General features: G+C 65.2%; 24 protein-coding genes. 11 read left to right on the top strand and 13 right to left on the bottom strand.

What is annotated here, in order from left to right; translation table 11 throughout:
* Positions 1-121 precede the first annotated feature (121 nt).
* Positions 122-589 carry an Hsp20 family protein gene (locus NFE57_RS04665; protein ID WP_252134553.1) on the top strand — a complete coding sequence of 156 codons (468 nt, stop codon included), beginning with the start codon at positions 122-124 and terminating at the stop codon, positions 587-589.
* 96 nt (positions 590-685) lie between these two features.
* Here the strand turns inward: NFE57_RS04665 and pyrG are convergent, their stop codons facing one another.
* Positions 686-2,320, bottom strand: coding sequence for a CTP synthase (gene pyrG, locus NFE57_RS04670; protein ID WP_252134401.1), 1,635 nt, complete (start codon positions 2,318-2,320; stop codon positions 686-688).
* 93 nt (positions 2,321-2,413) lie between these two features.
* Positions 2,414-2,827, bottom strand: a complete 414-nt coding sequence (secG, locus tag NFE57_RS04675; RefSeq protein ID WP_252134402.1) for a preprotein translocase subunit SecG — start codon at positions 2,825-2,827, stop codon at positions 2,414-2,416.
* A gap of 232 nt (positions 2,828-3,059) precedes the next feature.
* Between secG and NFE57_RS04680 the strand changes: the two genes are divergently transcribed.
* The 10 genes from NFE57_RS04680 (at position 3,060) to NFE57_RS04725 (ending at position 13,085) form a co-directional block, all read left to right on the top strand.
* Positions 3,060-3,380: a MarR family transcriptional regulator gene (locus NFE57_RS04680; protein ID WP_252134403.1), complete on the top strand. Its 321-nt coding sequence runs from the start codon at positions 3,060-3,062 to the stop codon at positions 3,378-3,380.
* Positions 3,381-3,405: 25 nt separating this feature from the next.
* Positions 3,406-3,705: an SH3 domain-containing protein gene (locus NFE57_RS04685; protein ID WP_252134404.1), complete on the top strand. Its 300-nt coding sequence runs from the start codon at positions 3,406-3,408 to the stop codon at positions 3,703-3,705.
* Positions 3,702-4,628, top strand: coding sequence for an N-acetyl-gamma-glutamyl-phosphate reductase (gene argC, locus NFE57_RS04690; protein WP_252134405.1), 927 nt, complete (start codon positions 3,702-3,704; stop codon positions 4,626-4,628). Before NFE57_RS04685 ends, argC begins: the two co-directional genes overlap by 4 nt.
* Positions 4,629-4,659: 31 nt before the next feature.
* Positions 4,660-6,120, top strand: coding sequence for a glucose-6-phosphate dehydrogenase (gene zwf / locus NFE57_RS04695; RefSeq protein WP_252134406.1), 1,461 nt, complete (start codon positions 4,660-4,662; stop codon positions 6,118-6,120).
* A 43-nt stretch (positions 6,121-6,163) separates the two neighbouring features.
* Positions 6,164-6,871 (top strand): 6-phosphogluconolactonase, encoded by a 708-nt coding sequence (gene pgl / locus NFE57_RS04700; RefSeq protein ID WP_252134407.1) that lies wholly within the window; start codon positions 6,164-6,166, stop codon positions 6,869-6,871.
* Between the two features lie 87 nt (positions 6,872-6,958).
* Positions 6,959-8,782 (top strand): phosphogluconate dehydratase, encoded by a 1,824-nt coding sequence (gene edd, locus NFE57_RS04705; RefSeq protein ID WP_252134408.1) that lies wholly within the window; start codon positions 6,959-6,961, stop codon positions 8,780-8,782.
* A gap of 34 nt (positions 8,783-8,816) precedes the next feature.
* Positions 8,817-9,785 carry a glucokinase gene (glk, locus tag NFE57_RS04710; protein ID WP_252134409.1) on the top strand — a complete coding sequence of 323 codons (969 nt, stop codon included), beginning with the start codon at positions 8,817-8,819 and terminating at the stop codon, positions 9,783-9,785.
* On the top strand, positions 9,782-10,387 hold the full coding sequence (gene eda / locus NFE57_RS04715) for a bifunctional 4-hydroxy-2-oxoglutarate aldolase/2-dehydro-3-deoxy-phosphogluconate aldolase (protein WP_252134410.1): 606 nt from the start codon (positions 9,782-9,784) through the stop codon (positions 10,385-10,387). Before glk ends, eda begins: the two co-directional genes overlap by 4 nt.
* Positions 10,388-10,523: 136 nt before the next feature.
* Positions 10,524-12,203 carry a D-lactate dehydrogenase gene (gene dld, locus NFE57_RS04720; RefSeq protein WP_252134411.1) on the top strand — a complete coding sequence of 560 codons (1,680 nt, stop codon included), beginning with the start codon at positions 10,524-10,526 and terminating at the stop codon, positions 12,201-12,203.
* A gap of 39 nt (positions 12,204-12,242) precedes the next feature.
* The gene (locus NFE57_RS04725) at positions 12,243-13,085 is read left to right on the top strand and encodes a fumarylacetoacetate hydrolase family protein (protein WP_252134412.1); all 843 of its coding nucleotides are present in this window, start codon (positions 12,243-12,245) and stop codon (positions 13,083-13,085) included.
* Positions 13,086-13,121: 36 nt separating this feature from the next.
* Here the strand turns inward: NFE57_RS04725 and NFE57_RS04730 are convergent, their stop codons facing one another.
* The 11 genes from NFE57_RS04730 to NFE57_RS04780 all read right to left on the bottom strand — a co-directional run bounded on the left by NFE57_RS04730 (position 13,122) and on the right by NFE57_RS04780 (position 25,080).
* Entirely contained in the window at positions 13,122-13,889 is a 768-nt protein-coding gene (locus NFE57_RS04730) for an IclR family transcriptional regulator (RefSeq protein WP_252134413.1), read from the bottom strand.
* A 125-nt stretch (positions 13,890-14,014) separates the two neighbouring features.
* Positions 14,015-14,854: an amidohydrolase family protein gene (locus tag NFE57_RS04735; RefSeq protein WP_252134414.1), complete on the bottom strand. Its 840-nt coding sequence runs from the start codon at positions 14,852-14,854 to the stop codon at positions 14,015-14,017.
* 46 nt (positions 14,855-14,900) lie between these two features.
* Positions 14,901-15,695, bottom strand: coding sequence for an SDR family oxidoreductase (locus NFE57_RS04740; RefSeq protein WP_252134415.1), 795 nt, complete (start codon positions 15,693-15,695; stop codon positions 14,901-14,903).
* 20 nt (positions 15,696-15,715) lie between these two features.
* On the bottom strand, positions 15,716-16,153 hold the full coding sequence (locus NFE57_RS04745) for a hypothetical protein (RefSeq protein WP_252134416.1): 438 nt from the start codon (positions 16,151-16,153) through the stop codon (positions 15,716-15,718).
* Positions 16,153-17,355: a UxaA family hydrolase gene (locus NFE57_RS04750; protein WP_252134417.1), complete on the bottom strand. Its 1,203-nt coding sequence runs from the start codon at positions 17,353-17,355 to the stop codon at positions 16,153-16,155. The genes NFE57_RS04745 and NFE57_RS04750 overlap by 1 nt, the downstream gene beginning before the upstream one ends.
* Complete coding sequence (locus tag NFE57_RS04755; protein WP_252134418.1) at positions 17,352-17,651, bottom strand: UxaA family hydrolase; 300 nt, start codon at positions 17,649-17,651, stop codon at positions 17,352-17,354. Before NFE57_RS04755 ends, NFE57_RS04750 begins: the two co-directional genes overlap by 4 nt.
* A gap of 82 nt (positions 17,652-17,733) precedes the next feature.
* The gene (locus tag NFE57_RS04760) at positions 17,734-19,302 is read right to left on the bottom strand and encodes an alpha-L-fucosidase (RefSeq protein ID WP_252134419.1); all 1,569 of its coding nucleotides are present in this window, start codon (positions 19,300-19,302) and stop codon (positions 17,734-17,736) included.
* Between the two features lie 79 nt (positions 19,303-19,381).
* Entirely contained in the window at positions 19,382-20,956 is a 1,575-nt protein-coding gene (locus NFE57_RS04765; RefSeq protein ID WP_252134420.1) for an alpha-L-fucosidase, read from the bottom strand.
* A gap of 14 nt (positions 20,957-20,970) precedes the next feature.
* The gene (locus NFE57_RS04770) at positions 20,971-21,756 is read right to left on the bottom strand and encodes an SDR family NAD(P)-dependent oxidoreductase (protein ID WP_252134421.1); all 786 of its coding nucleotides are present in this window, start codon (positions 21,754-21,756) and stop codon (positions 20,971-20,973) included.
* Positions 21,756-23,216: a sugar porter family MFS transporter gene (locus NFE57_RS04775; protein WP_252134422.1), complete on the bottom strand. Its 1,461-nt coding sequence runs from the start codon at positions 23,214-23,216 to the stop codon at positions 21,756-21,758. The genes NFE57_RS04770 and NFE57_RS04775 overlap by 1 nt, the downstream gene beginning before the upstream one ends.
* A gap of 7 nt (positions 23,217-23,223) precedes the next feature.
* Positions 23,224-25,080 (bottom strand): alpha-L-fucosidase, encoded by a 1,857-nt coding sequence (locus tag NFE57_RS04780; protein WP_252134423.1) that lies wholly within the window; start codon positions 25,078-25,080, stop codon positions 23,224-23,226.
* Positions 25,081-25,086 lie beyond the last annotated feature (6 nt).

A 25,086-nucleotide genomic window follows, 5' to 3' on the forward strand; every position in this document is an offset into this window, starting at 1 on the left:
GAACACCTCGAAGACAATCCCAGATAAACGAACAGCACGACGCCGCAAACGGGTCGTGCCACGGGAGCGCCGCATGGTGTGGGCTCCACTTCGTTCAATTCGCTCATTGGAGGTTTTGACAATGCGACAGTTCGATCTCACGTCCTTCCGCCGCTCGACGATCGGTTTCGACCGGTTGTTCGATCTGCTCGAAAACAATGCACGCGCCGCATCGGGCGACGCTTACCCTCCCTTCAATCTCCAGCGCCTGTCCGAGGATCGCTATCGCATCACGCTCGCGGTGGCCGGCTTCTCCCGCGCAGAGATCGAGATCACCGCGCAGCAAAATCTGCTGCTCGTCGAAGGCCGCCGGGCCGAAGACAAGGCCGATGGTGATTTCCTGTATCTCGGCATCGCCAATCGAAGTTTCGAACGCCGCTTCGAACTGGCCGATTTCGTGCGGGTTGAAAACGCCACACTGGCCGACGGTTTGCTGACCATCGATCTGGTGCGCGAAGTGCCCGAGGCGATGAAGCCCAAAACGATTGCAATTAATACCGGCAACGTGCCCACAATCGGCACCGGGGCGGCAGAAAACGACGCCGCCTAAGCCAGCCTTTACGGTAAAATCCGTCGCCGATCGGGGGCGTCCGGGCAACCGCCTGGGCGCCCCTTCTTTCTCGCGCCCCGCCGCCAGTGCCGCGGTTCAGACCATCCGGCTTTGCTTGACCGCGGCGGCGATGAAGCTCGCGAACAGCGGGTGCGGATCGAACGGCTTCGACTTCAATTCGGGGTGGAATTGCACGCCGACGAACCACGGATGATCGGGGCGCTCGACGATCTCGGGCAGCGTGCCGTCGGGTGACATGCCCGAAAACACCAGCCCGCCGGCTTCGAGCCGTTCGCGATAGGCGGTGTTGACCTCGTAGCGGTGGCGATGGCGCTCGCTGATCTCATTGCTGTCATAGATCGACGCCACCACGCTGTTCCCCGCGAGCACTGCCGGATAGGCGCCAAGCCGCATCGTGCCGCCCAGATCGCCGCCCGCCTCGCGCTTCTCCAGCCCCGATTCGGACATCCATTCGGTGATCAGGCCGATCACGGGCTCATCCGTGGGCCCGAATTCGGTCGATGACGCCTCGGCGATGCCCGCGAGGTCGCGCGCGCCTTCGATACAGGCCATCTGCATCCCGAAGCAGATGCCGAAATAGGGCACGCCGCGCTCGCGCGCGAACCGCACGCTGGCGATCTTGCCCTCGGCGCCGCGCGATCCGAACGCACCGGGGACGAGGATCGCATGGCACGGTTCGAGCTTGGAGGCGATGTCGGTGTCGTCGGTCTCGAACAATTCGGCGTCGATCCAGCGGATGTTGACCTTCACCCGGTTGGCGATGCCGCCGTGAACCAGCGCCTCGTTGAGCGATTTATACGCGTCCTGAAGGCCGACATATTTGCCGACGACGCCAACGGTGACCTCGCCCTCGGGATTCTCGACGCGCTCGACGATTTCCGACCAGCGCGACAGATCGGGCGCCGCGCCGGGTTCGATCGCGAACGCCTTGAGCACTTCCCGATCGATTCCCTCGGCATGATATTGCAGCGGCACCGCATAGATGCTCGACGCGTCGAGCGCGGGGATCACCGCTTCCTTGGGCACGTTGCAGAACAAGGCGATCTTGGCGCGCTCGCTATCGGGCAGCGGATGTTCGCAGCGGCAGACGAGCAGATCGGGCTGGACCCCCAGCGCGGCCAGTTCGCGCACCGAATGCTGCGTGGGCTTGGTCTTCAATTCGCCCGCGGCCGAAATATACGGCACCAGCGTGACGTGGATGCTGATCGACTGGTGGCGCCCGAGTTCGTTGCGAAGCTGGCGAATCGCCTCGATGAAGGGCAGCGACTCGATATCGCCCACCGTGCCGCCGATCTCGCACAGCACGAAATCCAGATCGTCGGTATCGTCGAGCGCGAACGCCTTGATCGCGTCGGTGACGTGCGGGATCACCTGGACCGTCGCGCCCAGATAGTCGCCGCGCCGCTCGCGCTGGATGATCTGCTGATAGATCCGGCCCGAGGTCACATTGTCGCTCTGGTGCGCGGCAACCCCGGTGAAGCGTTCGTAATGGCCGAGATCGAGGTCGGTTTCCGCGCCGTCGTCGGTCACATAGACCTCGCCGTGCTGATAGGGCGACATCGTGCCCGGATCGACGTTGAGATACGGATCGAACTTGCGGATGCGGACGCGATACCCGCGCGCCTGGAGCAACGCCGCGAGGCTTGCTGCCATCAAACCCTTGCCGAGCGAGGAGACCACACCGCCGGTAATGAAAATAAACCGCGCCATGGGGTTTACCGCCTAGCGTTAGAACACATGGAAGGACAAGCGCCCGAATCCACGGACGCGCGAATAATTATGCGGCCGGCGAACCGGCGAAGCTTATTGCTGGAGCGGAACCGGGCCGGTATCGGCCGGGGCTGCGCCATTGGCCGGGGCCGTGGCACCCGCCGCATTCTGCGCTGCGCCGGCGAACGGCGCCGCATCGGTCTGCGGAACGGTCGCGCCTGCCGGCGGTGTGGCCGAAGGTGCCGGGGCGCTGGTTGCGAGCGACGTATCGATCGTCGTCGCGTGCCGGGTTGCCGCCAACGTCGCCAGCGCGATGCTGAGCAGCACGAAGATGCCCGCCAGAATCGCTGTCGCGCGGCTGAGGAAATCGGCCGCGCCGCGCGCCGACATCAGGCCCGACGGGCTGCCGCCCATGCCCAGGCCACCGCCCTCGGAACGCTGCATGAGGATGACGGTCACCAATGCGGCGCCGATGATAGCTTGCAGAACAAGGAGAAAGGTGAACATCGAACGCCTGAATAACCGAGTGCGGGAACCGCGAGGCACATAGGCGCGCGCGGCTTTCCGATCAACCGTGATCGCGAGTCGCGCTTATTTCCGGCAATATTTCGGCACCGCACTGAAACCTGCACGCCACAAAGGCGTTAAGGGCTCAGGTGGAACGCCCGACATGGGCCCCGACAGCAAGCGGAATGTTTTGACAGTGGCAACGCTAGCGCGGAATTCTCTGACGACATGGATGGAGACGCTGGTCGATTACGTCCGATCGGGCGAGCCCGATCTTACCAATCGGCAGATGGCGCTGCTGCTCGTCGTCTACCTTCGCCCCGGCCCGCACACGGTGCGCGGTTTGGCGCATTGTCTCAACGTTTCGAAGCCGGTTGTGACCCGTGCCTTGAATAGACTTGGCGCGCTGGGCTATCTGCGCCGCCAGCGCGACGACAGCGACAAGCGCAATATCTTTGTCGCGCGCACGTCTGAAGGGGCAGTGTTTCTTGAAGAGTTCGGCCATTTTATCGACGAAAGGCCCCTGCCCGACGTCTCCGACGCTTCCGCGTAAAAGCTTTACGCTCGCGGGGCCCCGCGTGGCGTTCGACCCGCGAACCTACGCTGCACGGCGCGATCTCGCCGATGTTCGCCTCGCCGAACAGGTCTTTGCGCCACATTATGTCGAACCATTGGCCCGCATCGTGCTACGCGATGCCACGCTGCGCGAATCGCCCGCCACCGATGCCGCCCCGGTCACGGACGTAAAGGCGGGCGACGCATTCGACCTGCTCGACACGGTCGGCGGCACCGCATGGGGAATCGCGACACAGCAGGGCCTGGTCGGTTATATCGAGGCTGAGGCGCTCGGCGCCGGCCCGAAGGAGTCTCGCGCGTGAGCATTTCAGTTTTCATCGACGGCGCCGCCGGCACCACCGGGCTCGAAATCCGCGACCGACTCGCCGGGCGCAGCGATCTCGCACTGGTCGAGATCGACGACGCCCGCCGCAAGGATCCAGCCGCGCGCGCCGAGGCGCTCAACGCCGCCGATATCGTGATTCTCTGCCTGCCCGACGACGCCGCGCGCGAAGCGGTGCGGCTGATCACCAACCCCGACACGCGGGTGATCGACGCCTCGACCGCGCATCGCACCGCCGAGGGCTGGCTGTTCGGCTTCCCCGAACTCGAGCCCGGCCAGCAGGCGGCGATCGCCGCCGCGCCGCGCGTCTCCAATCCGGGCTGCTATCCGACCGGCTTCCTCGCGCTGGTGCGGCCGCTGGTGCGCGCCGGCATCGTCCCGCACGATTGGCCGATCAACGTCAGCGCGACCTCGGGCTATTCGGGCGGCGGCAAGGCGATGATCGCCGAATTCGAAGGCGACGGCGGCTCGGCCTACCGGCCCTATGCGCTCGATCTCGCGCACAAACATGTCGCCGAGATGCAGCGCCACGCCCGGCTCGCGCATCCGCCGATCTTCTCGCCGGCGGTGGTCGACACCTATCGCGGCATGGTGGTCGAAGTGCCGTTGCCGCTCCATGCCCTGCCGCGCCGCCCCAGCGTCGATGCGGTCCATGAAGTGCTGCTCGCCGCCTATGAGGGCAGCCCGGTGGTGCGGGTCGCGGAAGATATTCCGTCGGTGGTGCGGATCGAGGACGATGCCGGCAGCGACCGGCTGACGCTGCGGGTGCGCGGCAACGACGCCGCCGGGCACGCGCAGCTGATCGCGACGCTCGACAATCTCGGCAAGGGCGCCGCGGGGGCCGCGGTCCAGAATCTCAACATCATGGCCGGGCTCGATCCTGTCGCGGGGCTGCGACTGTAGGATGCAGCCAGCCGGCAAAAGAGGGAACATCATGCGCCATCCGGTGACGAAACTGCTTTTGTTCGGCGCCACGGGCGATCTTGCCCAGCGCATGTTGCTCCCCTCGCTGTTCGGCCTCCATGCCGATGGCCTGCTGCCCGAGGGGCTGACGATCACCGGCACCGCGCGCTCAGACCATGACGATACGAGCTATCGCGCCTTCGCCGCCGCCGCGCTCGACGAATTCCTGCCCGACGATCGCAAGGATCATGATGCGATCGCGGGCTTCCTCGATCGGCTCGGCTATCAGCCGCTCGATGCCTCGACGATCGAAGGCTATGACGATCTCGCCAACAAGATCGGCGATACCTCGGGCGGGCTCGCGATTTTCCTGTCGACCGCGCCCTCGCTGTTCCGCGCGACGATCAAGGGGCTCGAATCGGCCGGGCTCGCGGGCGCCAATGTGCGGATCGGGCTCGAAAAGCCGCTCGGCAACGATCTGCAATCGAGCCGCGAGATCAACGATGCCGTCGCCGAGGTCTTTCCCGAGGAGCGTACCTTCCGCATCGACCATTATCTCGGCAAGGAAACCGTCCAGAACATTCTTGCGCTGCGCTTCGGCAACGCGCTGTTCGAGCCGATCTGGAACGCGCGCGGGATCGAGCATGTCCAGATCACCGTCTCCGAGACCGTGGGGCTCGAAGGCCGCGCGGGCTTTTACGACGATACCGGCGCGCTGCGCGATATGGTGCAAAACCATATGCTCCAGTTGCTCGCGCTGATCGCGATGGAGCCGCCCTCGCTGTACGACGGCACCGCGATCCGCGACGAAAAGGTCAAGGTGCTGCGATCGCTGCGCACGATGAAGCCCGAGGAAGTGCCGCAACTGACGGTGACCGGCCAGTATAACGCGGGCGCGGTGGGCGGCGAGATCGTGCGCGGCTATGCCGACGAACTCGGCCATGCCTCGGGCGCTGAAACCTTTGTCGCGCTCAAGGCGCATATCGACAATTGGCGCTGGCAAGGCGTCCCTTTCTATCTGCGCACCGGCAAGCGCCTGCCAGCGCGCCAGTCGGAAATCTTCATCCAGTTCAAGCCGGTGCCGCATTCGATGTTTGCGCAGCGCGGCGGCACGTTGCAGGCCAACAAGCTTGTGATCCGTCTCCAGCCCGACGAATATGTCCGGCTGCTGGTGATGGCGAAGGAACCGGGGCTCGATCGCGAAGGTATCCACTTGCGCGAAGTGCCCCTCGACCTCAGCTTGGATGTACAATTCGCAGGCACGCGGCGGCGGATCGCCTATGAACGGCTGCTGCTCGACCTGATCGAGGGTGATCCGGCGCTGTTCGTGCGCCGCGACGAGGTGGAGGCGCAGTGGCAGTGGATCGACGCGATCCGCCGCGGCTGGGCGGAACATGCCGTCAGGCCCAAGCCCTATCCTGCGGGAAGCTGGGGCCCGTCGGCGGCGATCGCGCTCACCGAGCGCGACGGGGTAACGTGGCACGACGATTGACGTCGATCGTTACCGATCATGATGGACATAAATTGAGGATTGCATGACCGAAATCGAATGGTGGGATTATGACGACGCCGACGAGATGGCCACGGCCGTTGCGGGCGACGCGGCGTTCGTAATCGAAAGCGCGCTCGAAGCGCGCGGCCAGGCGGTGATCGCGCTGCCCGGCGGCAAGACTCCATTGCCGATCTACCAGAAGCTCGCCGACACCAAGCTCGACTGGAAGCGGGTGACGATCATCCCGACCGACGACCGGCTGGTGCCGATGGGCGATCCGCTGTCGAACGTCACCGCGATGGCCAAGGTGTTCCTGCCGGTGAAGGCGCGGGTGATGCCGATCACCAGCGAGGCGGCGGCGGATTATCGTGCCGCCGGCCGCGCCGCCGACGCACGCCTCCAGGACGTCCACTGGCCGCTCGATCTGTGCCTGCTCGGCGTCGGCGCCGATGGCCACACCGCCTCGATCTTCCCCGGCGAAGATTTCGAGGAAGCTGTCGCCGGCCCGCGCGAACGCCGCGCGATCGGCGTCATGCCCGCCGCGCTCCCGGCCGAGGCCCCGGTGGCACGCGTCACGCTGACCCGCGCGGCGATGATCACCGCGCGCGCGCTGACGCTCGCCGTCACCGGCCAGGCCAAGCGCGACGTGATCGAACAGGCGATCGAACAAGGCCCCTTGTCGCCTTTCCCGATCGGGCGCGTGCTCGCCGATGTCGAACTTCCCGTCGACATCCACTGGAGCCCTGCATGATCGCACCATCGTTCGCCCTGAGCCTGTCGAAGGGCGTTCTCGATTTTCCGGGCTGCGGCAGGTTCAGCCCGAACGAAGGAAAGGCCCGTGCCTAATCTCCACCCCGAAGTCGCCGCCGTCACCGATCGCGTCATCCAGGCCTCGATCGCCACGCGCCGCGCCTATCTCGATCTGATCCGCCGCGAACGCGAATCGGGGGTCGACCGCCCGATCCTCGGCTGCGCCAATCTGGCGCACGGCTTCGCGGGCACCGCGGAGGATCGCGATACGCTCAAGGCCGGGCGGGCAATGAATATCGGTATTGTAACCGCTTACAACGATATGCTCTCGGCGCATGCGACCTATTATCGCTACCCCGAACAGATGAAAATCTGGGCGCGCGAGGTCGGGATCACTGCACAGGTCGCCGGCGGCGTGCCGGCGATGTGCGACGGCGTGACGCAGGGCTATCCCGGCATGGAATTGTCGCTGTTCAGCCGCGACACGATCGCGCTGGCAACCGCGATCGCGCTCAGCCACGGCATGTTCGAAGGCGCGACGCTGCTCGGCATCTGCGACAAGATCGTCCCCGGTCTGCTGATGGGCGCGCTGCGCTTCGGCCATCTGCCGACGATCATGATCCCCGGCGGCCCGATGCGTTCGGGCATTTCGAACAAGCAGAAAGCCCACACGCGTGAGCTGTACGCCGAGGGCAAGGCCAGCCGCGAGGAACTGCTCGATTCGGAAATCGCGGCTTATCACTCAAAGGGCACCTGCACCTTCTACGGCACCGCCAACACCAACCAGATGATGATGGAGGCGATGGGGCTGCACATGCCCGGCGCCGCGTTCGTCAATCCGGGCACCAAGCTGCGGCAGGAACTGACCCGCGCCGCGGTCCACCGGCTCGCCGAGATCGGCTGGAAGGGCGACGATTATCGCCCGCTCGGCGAATGCGTCGATGAAAAGGCGATCGTCAACGCGATGGTGGCGCTGCTCGCGACCGGCGGATCGACCAACCATCTGATCCATTTGCCCGCGATCGCCGCCTCGGCGGGGATCGTGATCGACTGGGAGGATTTCGACCGCCTCTCGAAGGTCGTGCCGCTGCTGACGCGCGTCTATCCCAACGGTTCGGCCGATGTGAACGCGTTCCAGGATGCCGGCGGGCCGCCGTTCGTGATCCGCGAACTGCTCGGCGCCGGGCTGCTTCACCGCGATATCCTCACCGTCGCGGGTGACGATCTGGGCGCCTATGGCCGGATGCCCGAGATGGACGGCGACACGCTGGTGTGGCGCGATCTGCCCGCAGCGCCGATCGACGACAGCATCGTCCGCACCGTCGCCGCCCCCTTCCAGCCCGAAGGCGGAATGCGCATCCTCACCGGCAATATCGGCCGCGCCTGCATCAAGATCAGCGCGGTCGAGGAGGATCGCTGGACGATCGAGGCGCCCGCGCGCGTCTTCAGCGATCAGCAGCAGGTGCAGGATGCCTTCAAGGCGGGCGAGCTCGATCGCGACGTGGTCGTCGTCGTCCGTTTCCAGGGGCCGCGCGCCAACGGCATGCCCGAATTGCACAAGCTCACCCCGCCGCTCGGCGTGCTCCAGAACCGCGGGTTTCGCGTCGCGTTGGTCACCGATGGCCGGATGTCGGGCGCGTCGGGCAAGGTCCCGTGCGCGATCCACCTCAGCCCCGAGGCGCTGGGGGGTGGCCCGATCGGCAAGATCCGCGATGGCGATATCGTCCGCGTCTGCGCGCAAACCGGGACGCTCGAGGCGCTGGTCGACCCGGCCGAATGGGCCGCGCGCGCGCATGCCGCCGCACCGCGTCCGGCGGTCGGCACCGGGCGCGAGTTGTTCGGGCTGATGCGCCGTTACGCCACCGAGGCCGAAAAGGGCGCCTCGGCGCTCCTCGCCTCGGAAGAATTGTAAACAAAAGCCGCTAAGCAATGGAGGAGATTGGCTGATGGAGGTTGTCGCGGTCGATATCGGCGGCACGCACGCGCGTTTCGCCATCGCCGAGGTGGCGAGCGGCCGCGTCGCCACGCTGGGCGAGCCGATCACGCTCAAGACCGCCGAGCATGGCAGCCTGCAACTCGCCTGGCGCGCCGCGCAGGAGACGCTCGGTCGCCCCTTCCCCCGCGCTGCCGGGATCGCGGTCGCCTCGCCGATCAACGACGATCTGATCAGGCTTACCAACAATCCGTGGATCATCCGCCCGGCCCTGATCACCGAGCGGCTCGACGTCGATCAGTGGGTTCTGATCAATGATTTCGGCGCGGTCGGTCATGCGGTGGCGCAGCTTCCCGACGACGAGTTCATCCATCTGTGCGGCCCCGATGCGCCGCTGCCCCGGCACGGCGCGATCACGGTGTGCGGCCCCGGTACCGGGCTCGGCGTCGCGCAGGTCTTCCGCACCAAGGATCGCTATCACGTCATCGAGACCGAGGGCGGCCATATGGATTTCGCTCCCCTCGACGCAATCGAGGACGCGATCGTCAAGCGGTTGCGCGCGACATATACCCGCGTCTCGGCCGAACGGATCTGTGCCGGGCCGGGCATCGTCCCGATCTACGAAACGCTGGCAGCACTCGAACACAAGTCCATTGAAAGACACGATGACAAGACGCTGTGGAACATGGCTCTTGCGGGCAAGGACGCACTCGCAGTCGCCGCGCTCGATCGCTTCTGTCTCGCGCTGGGGGCGGTCGCGGGCGATCTCGCGCTCGCGCACGGGCCCAGGGGCGTCGTCATCGCGGGCGGGCTCGGGCTCCGGCTCAAGGATCATCTGCTCAATTCGGGCTTCGGCCAGCGCTTCGCCGCCAAGGGGCGCTTCCAGGGGCTGATGAATTCGATCCCCGTCAAGCTCATCACCCATTCGCAGCCCGGCCTGCTCGGCGCCGCGGCCGCCTTCGCCCAGGAGCACACCTTGTGAGCAATATCGAGACCATCATGCTTACCAGCCCGGTGATCCCGGTGCTGGTCATCGACGACGCCGCCACCGCCCGGCCCTTGGCCGAAGCGCTGGTCGCGGGCGGGCTCCGGGTGCTCGAAGTGACGATGCGCACCCCCGCCGCGATCGAGGCGATCGCCGAGATGAAGAAGGTCGACGGCGCGATCGTCGGCGCAGGCACCGTGGTCAATAGCGACCAACTCCGGCAGGTCGCCGATGCCGGGGTCGAGTTCATCGTCTCGCCGGGGCTCACCGATCGGCTCGGCCATGCCGTGGCCGAGACGGCGATTCCCTTCCTGCCCGGCGTCGCCAATGCCGGTGATATCATGCGGGGGCTCGATCTGGGGCTGACGCACTTCAAGTTCTTCCCGGCCGAAACCTCGGGCGGCCTCAAGGCACTCAAGAGCCTTGCCGCGCCCTTCTACCAGTGCCAATTCTGCCCGACCGGCGGGATCAGCGCGGCGACCGCCCCCGATTGGCTCGCCTTCGCCCCCGTCCTGTGCGTCGGCGGCAGCTGGGTGACCGGCGGCACCACGGCCGAGATCGAGGACAAGGCCCGTGCCGCGTCGCTACTGGCGCGCTGACCGCATTGCTGTTCCATTGACAAAACATTGTTCCATATGAGATTGGGAAAGCCCTCGTAACGCGCACAGGCCGTTCGCGCCTGATCCCCTTCCAACGACCCGGAGACGCCGTTTGTCCGCCGATGCCCAACGCCGCATGGAACTCTTGCGGTCGCTGCGCGAGATCGTCGGCAAGCGCCATCTCCTGACCCGCCCCGACGCCACGCGGCGCTATCGCACCGGATTCCGCTTCGGCAGCGGCGATACGCTCGCGGTGGTGCGCCCCGGCACCTTGCTCGAACAATGGCAGGTGCTCGATTGCTGCGTCCGCGCGGGCGTGATCGTCATTTCGCAGGCATCGAATACCGGGCTCACCGGCGGCTCGACCCCCGATGGCGACGATTATGACCGCGACGTCGTGATCGTCAGCGTCGCGCGGCTGGCAGGCATATTCGTGCTCGACGGCGGGCAGCAGGTCGTGTGCCTGCCCGGCGCGACACTCCACGCGCTCGAACGGCGGTTACAGCCTTTGGGCCGCGAACCGCATTCGGTGATCGGCTCGTCCTGCTTCGGCGCCTCGGTGATCGGCGGCGTGTGCAACAATTCGGGCGGCGCGCTCACGCGGCGCGGCCCGGCCTACACCGAGATGGCGCTGTTCGCGCAGGTCGATGCCGACAGCACGCTCCGGCTGGTCAACCATCTCGGCATCGACTTGGGCGACGCGCCCGAGCAGATCCTCGAACGCTTGCAGGCCGGACGGTTCGACGACGCCGATGTCCGCCACGATCGTAGCGCCGCAAGCGCGCACGATTATCCGCGCCACGTCCGCGACGTCGATGCCGATACCCCAGCGCGCTTCAACGCCGATCCGCGCTGCCTGTTCGAGGCATCGGGGTCGGCGGGCAAGATGATGGTGTTCGCGGTCCGGCTCGATACATTCGAGGCCGAGCCCCAGTCGCAGACCTTCTACGTCGGCTGCAACGACCCCGCCGACCTGGGCAAGCTGCGCCGCCTGATCCTGACCGAATGTGCGTCGCTGCCGATCGCGGGCGAATATATCCACCGCGACGCGTTCGACCTCGCCGATCGCTACGGCAAGGATCAGTTCGTGACGATCGAACGGCTCGGGACCGGACGGCTGCCCAGCTTTTTCGCATTCAAGAGCCGGATCGACGCGGCGCTCGCCCGGCTGCGCTGGTTGCCTGAAAATCTCACCGATCGGCTGCTGTTCGCGCTCGGCAAATGGTGGCCCGATCACCTGCCCGCGCGGCTGCGCCAGTGGCGCGATCGTTTCGCGCACCATCTGCTGCTGCGCGTGTCGGCCGATGCCGCAGACGAGATGCGCGCGCTGCTCGATCGCTGGCGCGGCGACGCGAACGACTGGTTCGCCTGCACCGCGACCGAGGCGCGCAAGGCCTTCCTCCACCGCTTCGTCGTCGCGGGCGCGGCGGTGCGCTATCGCGCGATCCATCCGCGACAGACCGCAGGAATCGTCGCGCTCGATATCGCGCTGCGCCGTAACGACACCGACTGGTTCGAGGCGCTGCCCGCCGATCTCGACGCCGCACTGGTCCACAAAATCTATTACGGCCACTTCCTGTGCCACGTCCTGCATCAGGATTACATCGTCGCGCCGGGGCATGATTGCCTTGGCATCGAGCATCGGATGTGGGCGCTGCTCGACAGCCGCGGCGCGCGCTATCCGGCCGAGCACAATGTCGGCCATCTCTATCCCGCTGAACCGGCACTCGCCGACTTCTATCGCACGCTCGATCCGGGGAACCGCTTCAACGCGGGGATCGGCGGCATGTCCAAAAAGCGCGATTACGCCAGTTAGCGCGCGCCCTCATCCACGCATGACTGAAGGAACAAACGCATGAAACTCTGCCGTTTCGGAAAAGCGGGCGAAGAAAAGCCCGGCGCGATCGACGGTGATGGCCGGATTCGCGATCTCTCGGGCGTGATCGCCGATCTCGGCCCCGCCGAACTGGCGCCCGAGCGCCTGCGCGCGCTCGCCGCGATCGATCTCACCACGCTCCCGCTGGTCGCGGCGACCGAACGGCTGGGGCCGCCGATCACCGGCACGCGGCAATTCCTCGCGATCGGGTTGAATTATTCGGACCACGCGCGCGAATCGGGGATGGAGATCCCGGCCGAACCGGTGCTGTTCACCAAGGGCGTCAGCTGCATCCAGGGCCCGAACGATCCGATCGCGATCCCGCCGGGTTCGACCAAGACCGATTGGGAGGTCGAACTCGGCGTCGTGATCGGCACCAAAGCCTCCTACGTCACCGAGGCCGACGCGCTCAGCCACGTCGCGGGCTATTGTGTCGTCGATGACGTATCCGAACGCGCCTATCAACTCGAACGCTCGGGCACGTGGGACAAGGGCAAGGGCTGCCCCACCTTCGGCCCGCTCGGCCCCTGGCTGGTGACGGCGGACGAGGTCGGCGATCCGCAGGCGCTGTCGATGTGGCTCGACGTCAACGGCGAGCGTGTGCAGACCGGCAACACGCGCACGATGATCTTCGGCGTCGCGCACCTCGTTTCCTACGTCTCGCATTTCATGACGCTGCTGCCCGGTGACGTCATCACCACCGGCACCCCGCCGGGCGTGGGCATGGGGCAGAAGCCGCCGCGCTATCTCAAGGCGGGCGACGTGGTCACATTGGGAATCGAGAAGCTCGGCGATCAGCGTCAGCAGGTGATCGGCGGATAATGGCACGCGGGCGACGGTTTGAGGACCGTCGCCCCATCACGGCAATCGCGCCGAAATCGCGGCTGCGACGGTGCGCGCCATCGTGGTCGCCTCTGTCTGCGACACGGGAACACCGCTGCGCTTCATATAGGGAATCGCCAGCGACGCCACCGCCGCACCGTTGCTCATGACCGGTACCGAAATATCGGTAATCCCCGGCACGACGGTGCTCTTGATCGCCGCGAAGCCCTTACGCGTGATGTCGGCAAGCCTGTTTTCCAGCTCGGCGCGGCTCTTGGGCGTCATGTCGGCGCCATAATCCTCGATCCAGCGTTGCCGCACGGGCTCGAGCTGGAACGCGGTGAGCACCATCCCCGACGTGCCCTCGAGGATCGGCCGACGGTGACCGATCCGCACCACCAGCCCCAGATCGGCCGGCGGATCGATACGCGCGATCACCACCATGAACTGTTCGGACGGCACGACGAGGTGGCACGATTGCTGGGTGTCGTCGGACAATTCGTGCAGCATCGGCAGCGCGATATCGAGCAGCCCTTTGAGCGGCGGGCGCTCCATCCCGAGCAGGAACAGCCGATTGGTCAGCGTGTAGAGATCGTTGCCCTGCGCGCGCTCGATATAATGCCGCTTTTCGAGGACATGGAGCATGCGGAAAATCTCGTTCTTCGAACGCCCCACCGCCTGCGAAATATCCGACAGCCCCATCGGTTGCGACAGGCCCGACAGCAACTCCAGAATGTCGAGGCCCTTTTCCAACGCCGGCGCGGCATAGGTCGGCGCCTTGGTGGGCTTCTCCTTCTTTGGCATCTTTATTGTTCTTTCGTCTGCCCCAGTTTGTGAGCGGTACCGTTCGGTGTCCGGCCGGCTCTTCGCTTGCCGTATGACACGAAACGGAAGGCGGTTCCATGCAGGTCTGCGAGGCCCAAGCCCTTCTACCCAAGCCGATAGATTCGTTCCGCATTGCCGCGAAAAAACCGGTCTCGATCGCGCTGATCCCACGCAGATGCGAGATCTTTGGCTAGTTGGAACCAACGCTCATAGCCGCCCGCGACCTCGTTGACCGGCCAGTCGCTGCCAAACATGATCCGTTCCGGACCAAACGCCTCGGCAGCGGCGCGCGCATACCACAGCACCTCCTCGGGCTCCCAGCGTGTCCAATCCGCCTCGGTGACGAGTCCGGAAATCTTGCACACGATATTGGGCAATCCTGCCATCTCGGTGATCTGTGACCGCCAGGGCTCGCGCAGTCCGGTCGCGATGTCGGGCTTGGCGCAGTGATCGAGCACGAAGCGCACCTCGGGGCAGCGGCGCACCAGTTCGATCGTCTCGTCGAGTTGGTGATGCTTGAGGCAGAGTTCGAAATGCAGCCCGCATCGCGCCACGTCTCGCACCCCGCGCACGAACGAATCGTGCAGCGCGAAGCCCGGCGCCTGCCCCTGAATATTGTCGCGCACACCACGCACCAGCGGCATCGCCGCCACCGCTTCGAGCCGCGCGGCAGCATCGTCGGCGAGCAACGGCACCCGCGCGACGATCGCCTGAATGCGCGGATCGGCCTTGGCGAGCCCCGTCACCCATTCGGCTTCCACGACCGAACAGCGCGGGTGCGCATCGCATTCGACGAACACCATCCGCTCGATCGGCACCGCCGCCGAGGCGCGCTGATAATCCTCCAGCGAAAAGCTGCGGTCGAACGGCGATCCGGCCTCGATCCACGGGTAATCGATGCGCTCGACGTCCCAGAAATGCGCGTGCGTATCGACGATGTTCATCGGCGTGCTCCCTTGCTTCCATCGCGCACAGAGTGACGTGCCATCATCAGGCCGACCAGCCCCCGTCGATCATCAACGACTGGCCGGTCATGAAGGCCGATTCGTCCGACGCCAGGTACAGCGCCAGCGCGGCGATCTCCTGCGGCTGGCCCAGCCGCCCCATCGGCTGGCGCGCCCGAAACGCCGCCAGTGCGCCCTCGAAATCGCCGGTCTCGCGCAGGCGATCGTGGAGCGACGGAGTCTCGATCGTACCAGGGCAGATCGCGTTGCAGCGGATGCCCTGCGTCACATAATCGGCCGCGACCGATTTGGTCAGCCCGACGACGGCGGCCTTCGACATGCCATAGGCACACCGGTTGGGCGCCGCCTTGGGCGCCCCCACGATCGAGGCCATGTTGATGATCGATCCGCTGTTGCGCGCGATCATTCCGGGCAGGAACGCACGGATGAGGCGAAACATCGCGGTGACGTTGACGTCGAGCGAGCGCGCCCAATCGTCGTCCGAACAATCGAGCACGGTCCCGCTCACCACCATCCCGGCGCAATTGAACAGGATATCGATCGCGCCCACCCGTTCGCCGATCGCCTGCACCGCCCCGGCGTCGGTCACATCGAGCGCAATCGGGATGCACCCGTCGAGCCCTTCCAGCGCGGCACCATGGAGGTCGCTCGCCCAGACGGTCGCCCCCTGTGCAGCGAAGAGCGCCGCAGTCTCGCGGCCGATCCCCTGCCCCGCACCGGTGATGAGCGCACGCTTGCCTGCTAGGCGGTTCGGCGCCGGCGCGGCCTGTGCGGGCGTAGCTTCGGTGTTGCGATGCGCGGCGAGAAGGTCGTTGATCATAGGGTCTGGCCTGTTGTGGGTTAACGACGCACGAGGCGGCGCAATTGCTTGAGAACGGGGATCGAGTCCTCGGCGATCGTGCCGTCCACCTTGAGCCGCACGACGTTAACGCCGCGCACCAAGTTGATCCGGCAGGGCATCGGCACGCGCTCGCACGGATAATATTCGCGTATCGCCCAGAAGCGATCGCTGCCGGGGTCGACGGGATTCTCGGACGAGTCGTTGGGATCGGGGTAGAAATAGCCCTCGGTCACCGGTACCGCGGAATCGACCTTCGACGCGCCCGCTTCGATCGTCACCGGCGTCCTCGTCCTGATGGTCGAATAACACAAGGCGAGATCGTACTCGACCGGGCCGAACCGCAACTCACCCGAGCGCGACGACGCTTTCGCCGGATATAGCCGGATCACCGGATCGAGCGCGGCGACGGCGAGCGGCACCGCATTGGCACCCGTCATTACGTCCCCGGATGGCACGCCGGCCCCACCGCATCGATCGTCTTATAGCCGAGAATGAACTCGCGGTGCCCGAGCATTTCGGACTTGGATTGCTCCCCCGCCGCCACCGCCAGCACGAGATCGAAAATATCGCCGCCGACCTGATCGAGCGTCGCCTCGCCCTGCATGATACGTCCGGCGTCGATATCCATATCCTCGCGCATCCGGGCATAGGTTTCGGCATTGCCGGTGATCTTGATGACCGGCGCGATCGCCGAGCCGACCACCGAGCCGCGCCCAGTGGTGAACAACGTCAGATGGGCGCCGCACGACATCAGTTCGACGATCTCGGCATTGTCCGAGATGTTGGGGAAGCCGAATTTGGGTGCCGTATCGGGCACCACATCGAGCAGATAGAGCCCCGGCGCGTCGGGCGCCTGCGTCGGGCGGATCACCCCGCTGATCGGCCTGCTGCCCGATTTGACATAAGCCCCCGCCGATTTTTCCTCGAGCGTCGACAACCCGCCATCGGCATTGCCCGGCGAGAAGCTGCCATGGCCCATCGCCAGATAATAGGTCTCGGCATTCCTGATCGCGGTATCGATGTTGCGAGCGACCTCGGGCGAGACGGCGCGTGTCGCCATCGCATCCTCGCACCCGATCATCTCGCCGGTTTCCTCGAAGATGCAGGTCGCCCCCGCGTCGACCAGCCGATCGAACGCGCGCCCGACCGCCGGGTTCGCGGCGATCCCGCTGGTCCCGTCCGATCCGCCGCAGATCGCCCCGATCGTGAGATCGGAAAGCGCCATCGGCACGCGCTGCGCACGCTCGCGCATCGTCGCCTTCACGCGTTCGACCGCCGCGAGCGCGGTCGTAATCCCCGATCGCGTGCCGCCCACTTCCTGGATGACGATCGTCTCGACCGGGCGACCGCTGTCGGTGATCGCGGCCGCCAGCCCGTCGCGGTTGAACCCCTCGCACCCCAGCGACACCAGCACGGCACCACCGACATTGGGATGCGTCGCCAGCGCCTTCATCATCCGCAGCGAATAATCATTGGGGTAGCAGCCCGGAAACCCGAGCAGGTGAACATCCTCATCCTGCGCCTGATCGACCACGCGCCGCGCAACGTGATGCGCGCATTCGACGAGATAGATCACCGCGACCACGTTGCGGATGCCCTTGCGGCCATCGGCACGCAGAAAACCATTGGCAACGATCATGATGACACCTTCGCAGTACGCAGGCGGGTGGCGATGTAATTGCTCTGCAAATTATGGAGATGGACCCAGTCGCCGGTCTCGATATCGGCGGTCGCGGTGCCGATCGTCATCCCGTATTTGATCACCGCCGCGCCGCGCGCGATGCGCCGACACGCCACCTTGTGCCCCAGTGGCACATCGCCGCGGGCGACGAGGGCACCGCCCTCGATCGCCAGCGTCTCACCCTTGGCCACGTTGCGGCGGCAAACGGCGACATTATCGGTCGGAGAGAGAACAATCACGGGTGATCCGATCATTGCGCTGACCCACCCGCAATTGGAGCGAGAGCAGGTCCGCGCCTGGATGGGGTGTCGACGGCGGCGCGCGCGCGGGCCGGCCTCATGGTTTTCGGCCCGTTCGCACGATCTTGCGCAATTGCTTGAGGACGGTGAACGATTCCTCGGCAATCGTGCCATCCTGAAAGATGCCGACCCCCAGCGTCACCGGCGCACGATCGGCCTGACAGGTTCGGATATACTCACCCAGTTCGGCCGCCGAGTAACGCGGCGCGTCCATCGGCGTGTCCTGCTTGATATGGAACCAGGGTGCATCGAACCGCAGTGCCGAATGCGCCTGCAACCCGGCCCCTGCCCCGCGCTTGATATAGCGCGATTTGAACGGCTTGGCGGGCAGATCGGTGATCTCACCGGCCCAATAATCCTGCCATTCGACCTCGACCGGAAACGCCCAGTAATTGAGCGCGACCATGCGATCGGGATTGCCCGTCTTGACCGCGTCGAACAGCGCCTCGTGCGGCAGATTGGGATAGCTCTCGGTGGTCTGGAACCACGAATCGAACCAGTATCCCGCGACGCGCGACCCGTATCGGTTGCCAAATTCACGAAAGACATCGGCCAATTGGTTGGAATATTCGGCCTCGCTGAACGCCGGCAGATCGAGCGCGGTGCCCGCCTGCTGCTCGAGCTTCCCGATGCCCGGGCAGTTCATATAAAGCATCAGCCGGATGCCGTGCTTGCCCAGCGCATCGGCCAGCTCGCCGATGAAGTCGCGCTTGGTCGTCCAGCCGGGGTGCAGTTTCTCCCAGCTCTTGATCGGTGCCGGGCACGTCGGGTGGCCGTGGTTGACCGCCCAGATCAGATAGCTCGCCCCGCAATCGGCGACCATCTTCGCCATCTTCCTGGCATCGAGCGCGTTGATCGACTGCTCATACGGCACCTGCGGCCCATGCCGCGGCATCGTCAGATTGAGGAAGTGGAACCACATGCCGTAGCCGGCATCGGCAAACCAATCGGTGTTGGCGCGACGCGAGCGGGCGCGTTGCTTGTCGGCCTCGATCGCCGCGCGCTGTGCAACCGGGGTCAACTCCAGCGAGCGCAGGCGGAAAATCTCCTTGCCCTTCTCGCCCGCGACCTTGAGCCGCACGACGTTGACGCCGCGCACCAGCTTGATCCGGCCGGGCACGGGGACGCGCTCGAACAGATAATATTCGCGCATCGTCCAGAAGCTGTCGCTGTCGGGATCGCCGGGATTCTCGGACGGGCCGTTGGGATCGGGGTAGAAATAGCCCTCGGTCACCGGCGCCGCGAAATTGACCTTGGAGGGACCGGCTTCGATCGTCACCGGCGTGCCTGGTTTGGTGGTCGAATAGCACAAGGCGAGATCATATTCGCCCGGCTCGGCCACTTCGACTTCCCACAGCAATTCACCCGCGCCGAGGAACGGCAGCATGATGCTCAGTTCGGCCGGGCCAAACCGCAATTCACCCGAGCGCGACGACGCCTTGGCCGGATACAGCCGGATCACCGGATCGAGCCTGGTCACCGTGATCGGATCGCCCGGCGCGTCCGCGGCGCCGAAGGCGGCGGCCGCCGCCGATGCCGGCAACCCCGCAACCGCCATCGTCGACAGCCCGGTGCGCAGAAATTCCTTACGATTCATCGTCAGCATTATGATCCCCGTCCAAAAAATGCGTGCGAGTCAGGCAGCTACCCGCGCGCCGCCACCGCGGTGGCGGCGCGCGGTCCGATCAGCCCTTCTTGCCTTTGCCGCGAACCAGACGCCCCACTTCGCGGAGCACCGGCAGCGCCTGCGGTCCCAGCGAGCCATCCTGAAAAATCCCGACGCCCAGCGTCACGGGAACCTGCTCGGCCTGGCACGTCTTGATAAAGTCGGCGAGTTCCTTGGCCTTGAAGCGCGGCGGCGGCATCGGCGTGTCTTGCTTGATGTGCAGCCAGTCCGCGTCGAAGCGCAGCGCGACGTGGCTTTGCAGCCCCTTGGCGGTGCCATAGCCGACATAGCGGCCGCCATAGGATTTGACCGGCAGATCGGTCAGTTCGCCCGCGAAATAGTCCTGCCATTCGGTCTCATGCGGGAACACCCAATTGTTCCAGGCGACGAGGCGATCGGGATAATTGGTCTTGATCGCGTCGTTGAGCTTATCGAACGGCAGGTTCGGATAGCATTCGGTAGCCTCGAAGGTGGAATCGAACCAATAACCGGCAACGCGCGGGCCATAGCGTTCCCCGAATTCGCGAAACACATCGATCAGCTGATTGGCATATTCGTCTTCGTTATAGCCGGGGATGCCGTTCACCGTCCCCGGATTGAGCGCCATCCCGCCCACGCCCGGCGGGTTCATGTAGAGCATCAGCCGCATCCCGCGCTTGCCCAGCGCGTCGGCCATTTCGGCGATCAGATCGCGCTTGGTGGTCCAGCCCGGATGCAGCTTCTCCCAGCTCTTGATCGGCGCCGGGCAGGTCGGATTGCCGTGATTGACCGCCCACATCATGTATTTGGCGCCGGTCTCCGCCACCTGCCCGACCAGTTTTTCGATATCCAGTTCGTTGACCGCCTGCTCATAGGGCTTGCGCGGGCCACTCGGCGGCGTCGTCAGATCGAGGAAATGGAACCACAGGCCATAACCGGCGCGCGCGAACCAATCGGTGTTGGCGCGGTGCATGCGGGCACGCTGCTTGTCGGCCTCGATCGCGGCGCGAGCGCCGACCGGGGTCAGTTCGACCGAGCGCAGCCGCAGGATTTCCTTGCCCTTGGTGCCCGCCACGCGCAGCCGTACCATGTTGACGCCGCGGATCAGATCGAATTCGCCCACCGGCACGCGATCGAAATTATAATATTCCTTCAGCCGGAAAAAACTCTCGCCGCTGGGATCGCCGGGGTTGTCGTCCGGCCCATCGGGATGCGGATAGAAATAGCCGTCGGTGACCGGCATCGCGAAATCGATGCGGGTCTTGCCCGCGGTGACGTTGATCGGCTGGCCCTTATTGGTGGTCGAGCAGCACAACGCGAGATCATAGCGCCCGGCCTCGGGCACCGACACCGTCCAGGTGATTTCGGCTTCGCCCAGAACGGGCATCATCGTACCGATTTCGGCGGTCCCGAAGCGGATGTCGCCCATGCGCCCCAACGCCTTCACCGGATACAGCCGGATCGTCGGGTTGAGCGTCGTGATCGTGACCGGCCCGCCGTCAGCCGCAGGGCTGGCACCTGCCACTGCGGCGGCGGCAACGCCCGTCGTCGGCAGCCCGGCGACTGCCATCGTGGACAGGCCGCTCCGCAGGAACTCCTTGCGACTCAGATTCATTTCAGAAACCCCCTTCATTGTGCCCAACCGCCTTGCGCCATGATGCCGCCGTCCACGGTGATGCATTCGCCTGTCAGAAAAGATGCGCCGTCGCTGGCGAGGAAGACGACCACGCGGGCCATTTCCTCGGGGCGACCGAAGCGCTTCATCGGATACGCCTGGCGCAGCCGCTCCATATATCCCTTGTCGGGAATGCCGGCGGCGACATCGCGCAGCAGCGGCGTATCGAACGTGCCCGGCGCGATCGCGACGACACGGATATTGTCCTCGGCATATTCGAGCGCGAGCTGGCGCGTCATCGAGATGATGCCGCCCTTGGAGGCCGCATAAGCCGCCGCGCCCTTTTGCGATTGCAGCCCCTGGACGCTGGCGGTGTTGATGATGACGCCCTGCCCCTTGGCCTTCATCATCGGCACGCAGCGCTTCACCATCCAGAAATAGGATTTCAGATTGACGGTGAGGATCGCATCCCACAGCGCATCGTCGAGCTCATGCGCGGGCACGTAGCTGGTCGGCGGCTGGATGCCGACATTGTTGCACAGAACGTCCACCCCACCGAGCTCGCGCGCCTTGGCGGCGAGCGCATCGCACGTCTCGGGCAGCCCCATGCTGCCGCCGACATAATGGACGCGACCCGGCAATCCGGCAGCCTCGGCGATCACCGCCTCGCCCGCCGCCGGATCGAGATCGTTGCACACAACGTCTGCCCCAACGGCTGCAAACTCGAGCGTGAACGCCTTGCCCAGCCCCCCCGCGCCACCGGTGATGATGACGACCTTGCCGGAAAAATCATTGCGCATCAGCGGGCCTCCTTTGCCGGCCGGTCGCTCCACAGCGACAAAATGTCCTCGAGCGCCATGCCCTTGGTTTCAGGAAGTTTGCGGGCGACGACGACGAACTGGATGGCGAGGAAGAACGCGCAGCCGAGGAACATCGCCGAGACGCCGAAGGTATCGCGCACCAGCGGGAAGGCCTGGTTGATGACGATATCGGTCAGCCACACCGCAACCGTCGCGATCCCCATTGCCCGTGCGCGGACGCCGGTCGGGAAAATCTCGGAGATCACGATCCATTTGATCGGCCCCAGCGAGAAAGCGAAAAAAGCGACGAACATGCACAGCAAGGCGATGATGACCGCGCCGTCGGTAACGCCGATCGCGAAGCAGATCCCCGTCAGCGCGAGCGCGATCGCGGCCCCCGCACACCCGGTGAGCAACACCGGTCGGCGCCCGAAACGATCGACCACGAACAGCGCGAGCACGGTGAAGCACGCGAGCACGATCCCGATCACGGCATGGCCGCCAAGCGACGACCCCGCCGAAATCCCGGCGCGTTCGAGGATGACCGGGCCGTAATACATCACCACGGTGATGCCGCTGAGTTCGGAAAAGACCGCAAGAAAGATGCCCAGCGACAGCGGCCGCCCCATCCCCGCAAGGTGGGCGCGCCCGTCGGTTCTGGTTTCGAGCCGGATCGATTCCTCGATCTGGCCGAGCTCCACCCCGGCGGCGGCATCGCCACCGCGCAACCGCGCCAGCACATTGCGTGCGCGCTCGGATCGCCCGACGAGGCTCAGCCAGCGCGGACTTTCGGGCACGACCAATGCGAAGCCGAGGAACATCAGCGCCGGCACCACCTGCCCCAGGAACATGCCGCGCCACACTTCACCGACGAACAGCCAGCCCCACAGGCCCTCAGCGGCCGACGACGACGCGCCGAGCGAATAATTGAGCAGCCCGGCATTGGCGAGCATCGCCGCAACGATGCCCAGCGTGATCGTAAGCTGGAACAGCGACACCAGCCGCCCGCGATATCTGGGCGGAGCGACTTCGGAAATGTAGAGCGGCGAGACCACCGACGCGAGACCGACGCCGACCCCGCCGATGAAGCGGCCGATAATCAGCCACGATACAGCGGGCGCCGCGGCGCATACCACCGCCGCGATCGCCAGCAGCGCCGCCGAGAGCAGCATCACCTGCTTGCGCCCGATGCTGTCGCATAATTTTCCCGCCGCGAGCACGCCGAATACGCACCCCAGCAGCCCCGAACTCACGAACCAGCCTTCCATCATCGCCGAAAAGCCGAATTGGGCCTTCACCGGCGCGAGCGTGCCCGCGATCACGACGGTCTCGTAACCGAACAGGAACCCGCCCATCGCCGAGACGAGGCTGACGAGCGTTACAAAGGCGAGATTGCCGCCATCCGACGCCGCCTGTGCGGCGTCGGAGCGGAAAGCGGCGGGGTCGATACCATGCGCCATATCGCGATTATCTTTCGTAGATTTCGAACGAATGGATCACCGGCGGCGCGACCATCCTGAGGATCTTGACGCGAACGTAGCGCGCGCTCACCGGCGTGAAGCGCATCTCGGGCTTGAACACCGACACCGGCCATTCGTAGAAATCTTCTTCTTCGCTGGTGTCGAAGCCCCAGGTCTTGACGTCGTCGATCCGCTTCCACGCATCGGTATCCTTGGCACGCACATCGACCTGATAGCGGTGGATGTTGGCCAACTCGCCTTCATACGCTCCTTCGAACAGGATCGCGCGGCCGATCGTCTTTTCGGCGCCGAGATCGAATTCGATCCATGGTTGCTTGGTACCGGGCTCGGCCCGCCAAGCGGTGCGCATATTGCCGTCGCACGCAAAGCCGTCGGTCGCCGGATCGACGTTCGACGATGTGGCCTTCACCCCCCGATTGAGCGGCACGTCACCCACCGGCGCGAGCGCCTCGGCCGAGCGATCGAGATCGAGGATGACGATCGTCGAGGGCGATTCCATCGCGTTGGGATCGATCGTCACGGTGATCCCGTCGGCGGCTTGTGTGAAGCTCACCTTGTCACCGTGGAGCATCGAACACGCCACGATCTTCGCCGGCAGCGGCGGCAGTTTCACCGTCGTAAGCTTCTGATCGAACACGTGGAGATAGACGCGCTTGCCCTTGCACGTGGCGCCATATCCACTGGTCCGCTTGAACGGGCCGCCACGTGTCTCGAACAGGCTTTCGCCGTGCCGTTCGAGCCACAAATTGGCGCGCGCGAGCTTATCGACCAGCGCGGGCTCGAACCGGCCGTTCGCGGGTGCCGAAATCCCGAGCAGGTAATTGCCGTCGCCGCACGCCGATTTGACGAAATTGTCGACCCACACGTCCTGATCGAGATACGGCCCCGCCGTCCAGCAATAGCTCCGACCGTTGGCGGGGGTGGTATATTCCCACGGAATGTCGCGGTTGAAGCGCGGCATATCGACTTCGAGCACCGCGAAATCGCCGACATAATCCTTGTCGGTGGGAAACCAGGTCGGCAGATAGACCCGCCCGTTATACGCGCAGCCGACGCGGTGATCGACGATCGTATCGCGCTGGAGCATCCGCATGTAGTTGAGCAGATCGACGCCGCGCTCGTGCGTCCAGTCGCGCATCCAGCCGCCGTCGAACCACCACGCGGTGACCGGCCCGTAATTCTGCGATAGTTCCTTGAGCTGCATCTTCATATAAGTGACGTAGCGGTCGAAATCGGGCTTCACCCCCGCCGGCAGTTCATAGCCCTTCGGGCCCAGATACATGCCGTTGGCGTGGTTCGCGCCGATGCAATCGGGATGGTAGAAATCGGCGATCGAATAATAGAGGCAGAACGCCATCTTGTGCTTCTTGCACGCGACCGAAATCTCTTTGACGATATCGCGGCCGAACGGCGTGTTCATGATCGAATAGTCGGACGTTTTGGTGTCCCACATCGCGAACCCGTCGTGGTGCTTGGGCACGAAGGTGAGGTACCGGAACCCCACCTCCTTGAGCATCCTGACCCAGGCGTCCGCGTTGAAATCGACCGGATTGAAGCGTTTGTAGAGCTGGTCATATTCGGCCGAGGGTATTTCTCGCTCGCGCGACCAACTGATCTCCTTGCCCGCGACGGTCGCCGGGTTCCAATGGATGAACACCCCGTAGCGCAGCCCCATGAAGCGCGTCAGCGCCTGCTGGTCAGCGGGGATCAGCGGCCCGACATCGGGCGGCGGATTGTTATACGGCTTGGTATCGGCCGCGAATGCAGCCGGGACTCCCGGCCACATTCCGGCGATCGCCGCACCTGCGGTGGTCTGACCGAGGATTTGTCTGCGCGTGATCATCGTTTC

The organism is Hephaestia sp. MAHUQ-44 (assembly GCF_023806085.1).
Taxonomy (GTDB): domain Bacteria; phylum Pseudomonadota; class Alphaproteobacteria; order Sphingomonadales; family Sphingomonadaceae; genus Sphingomonas.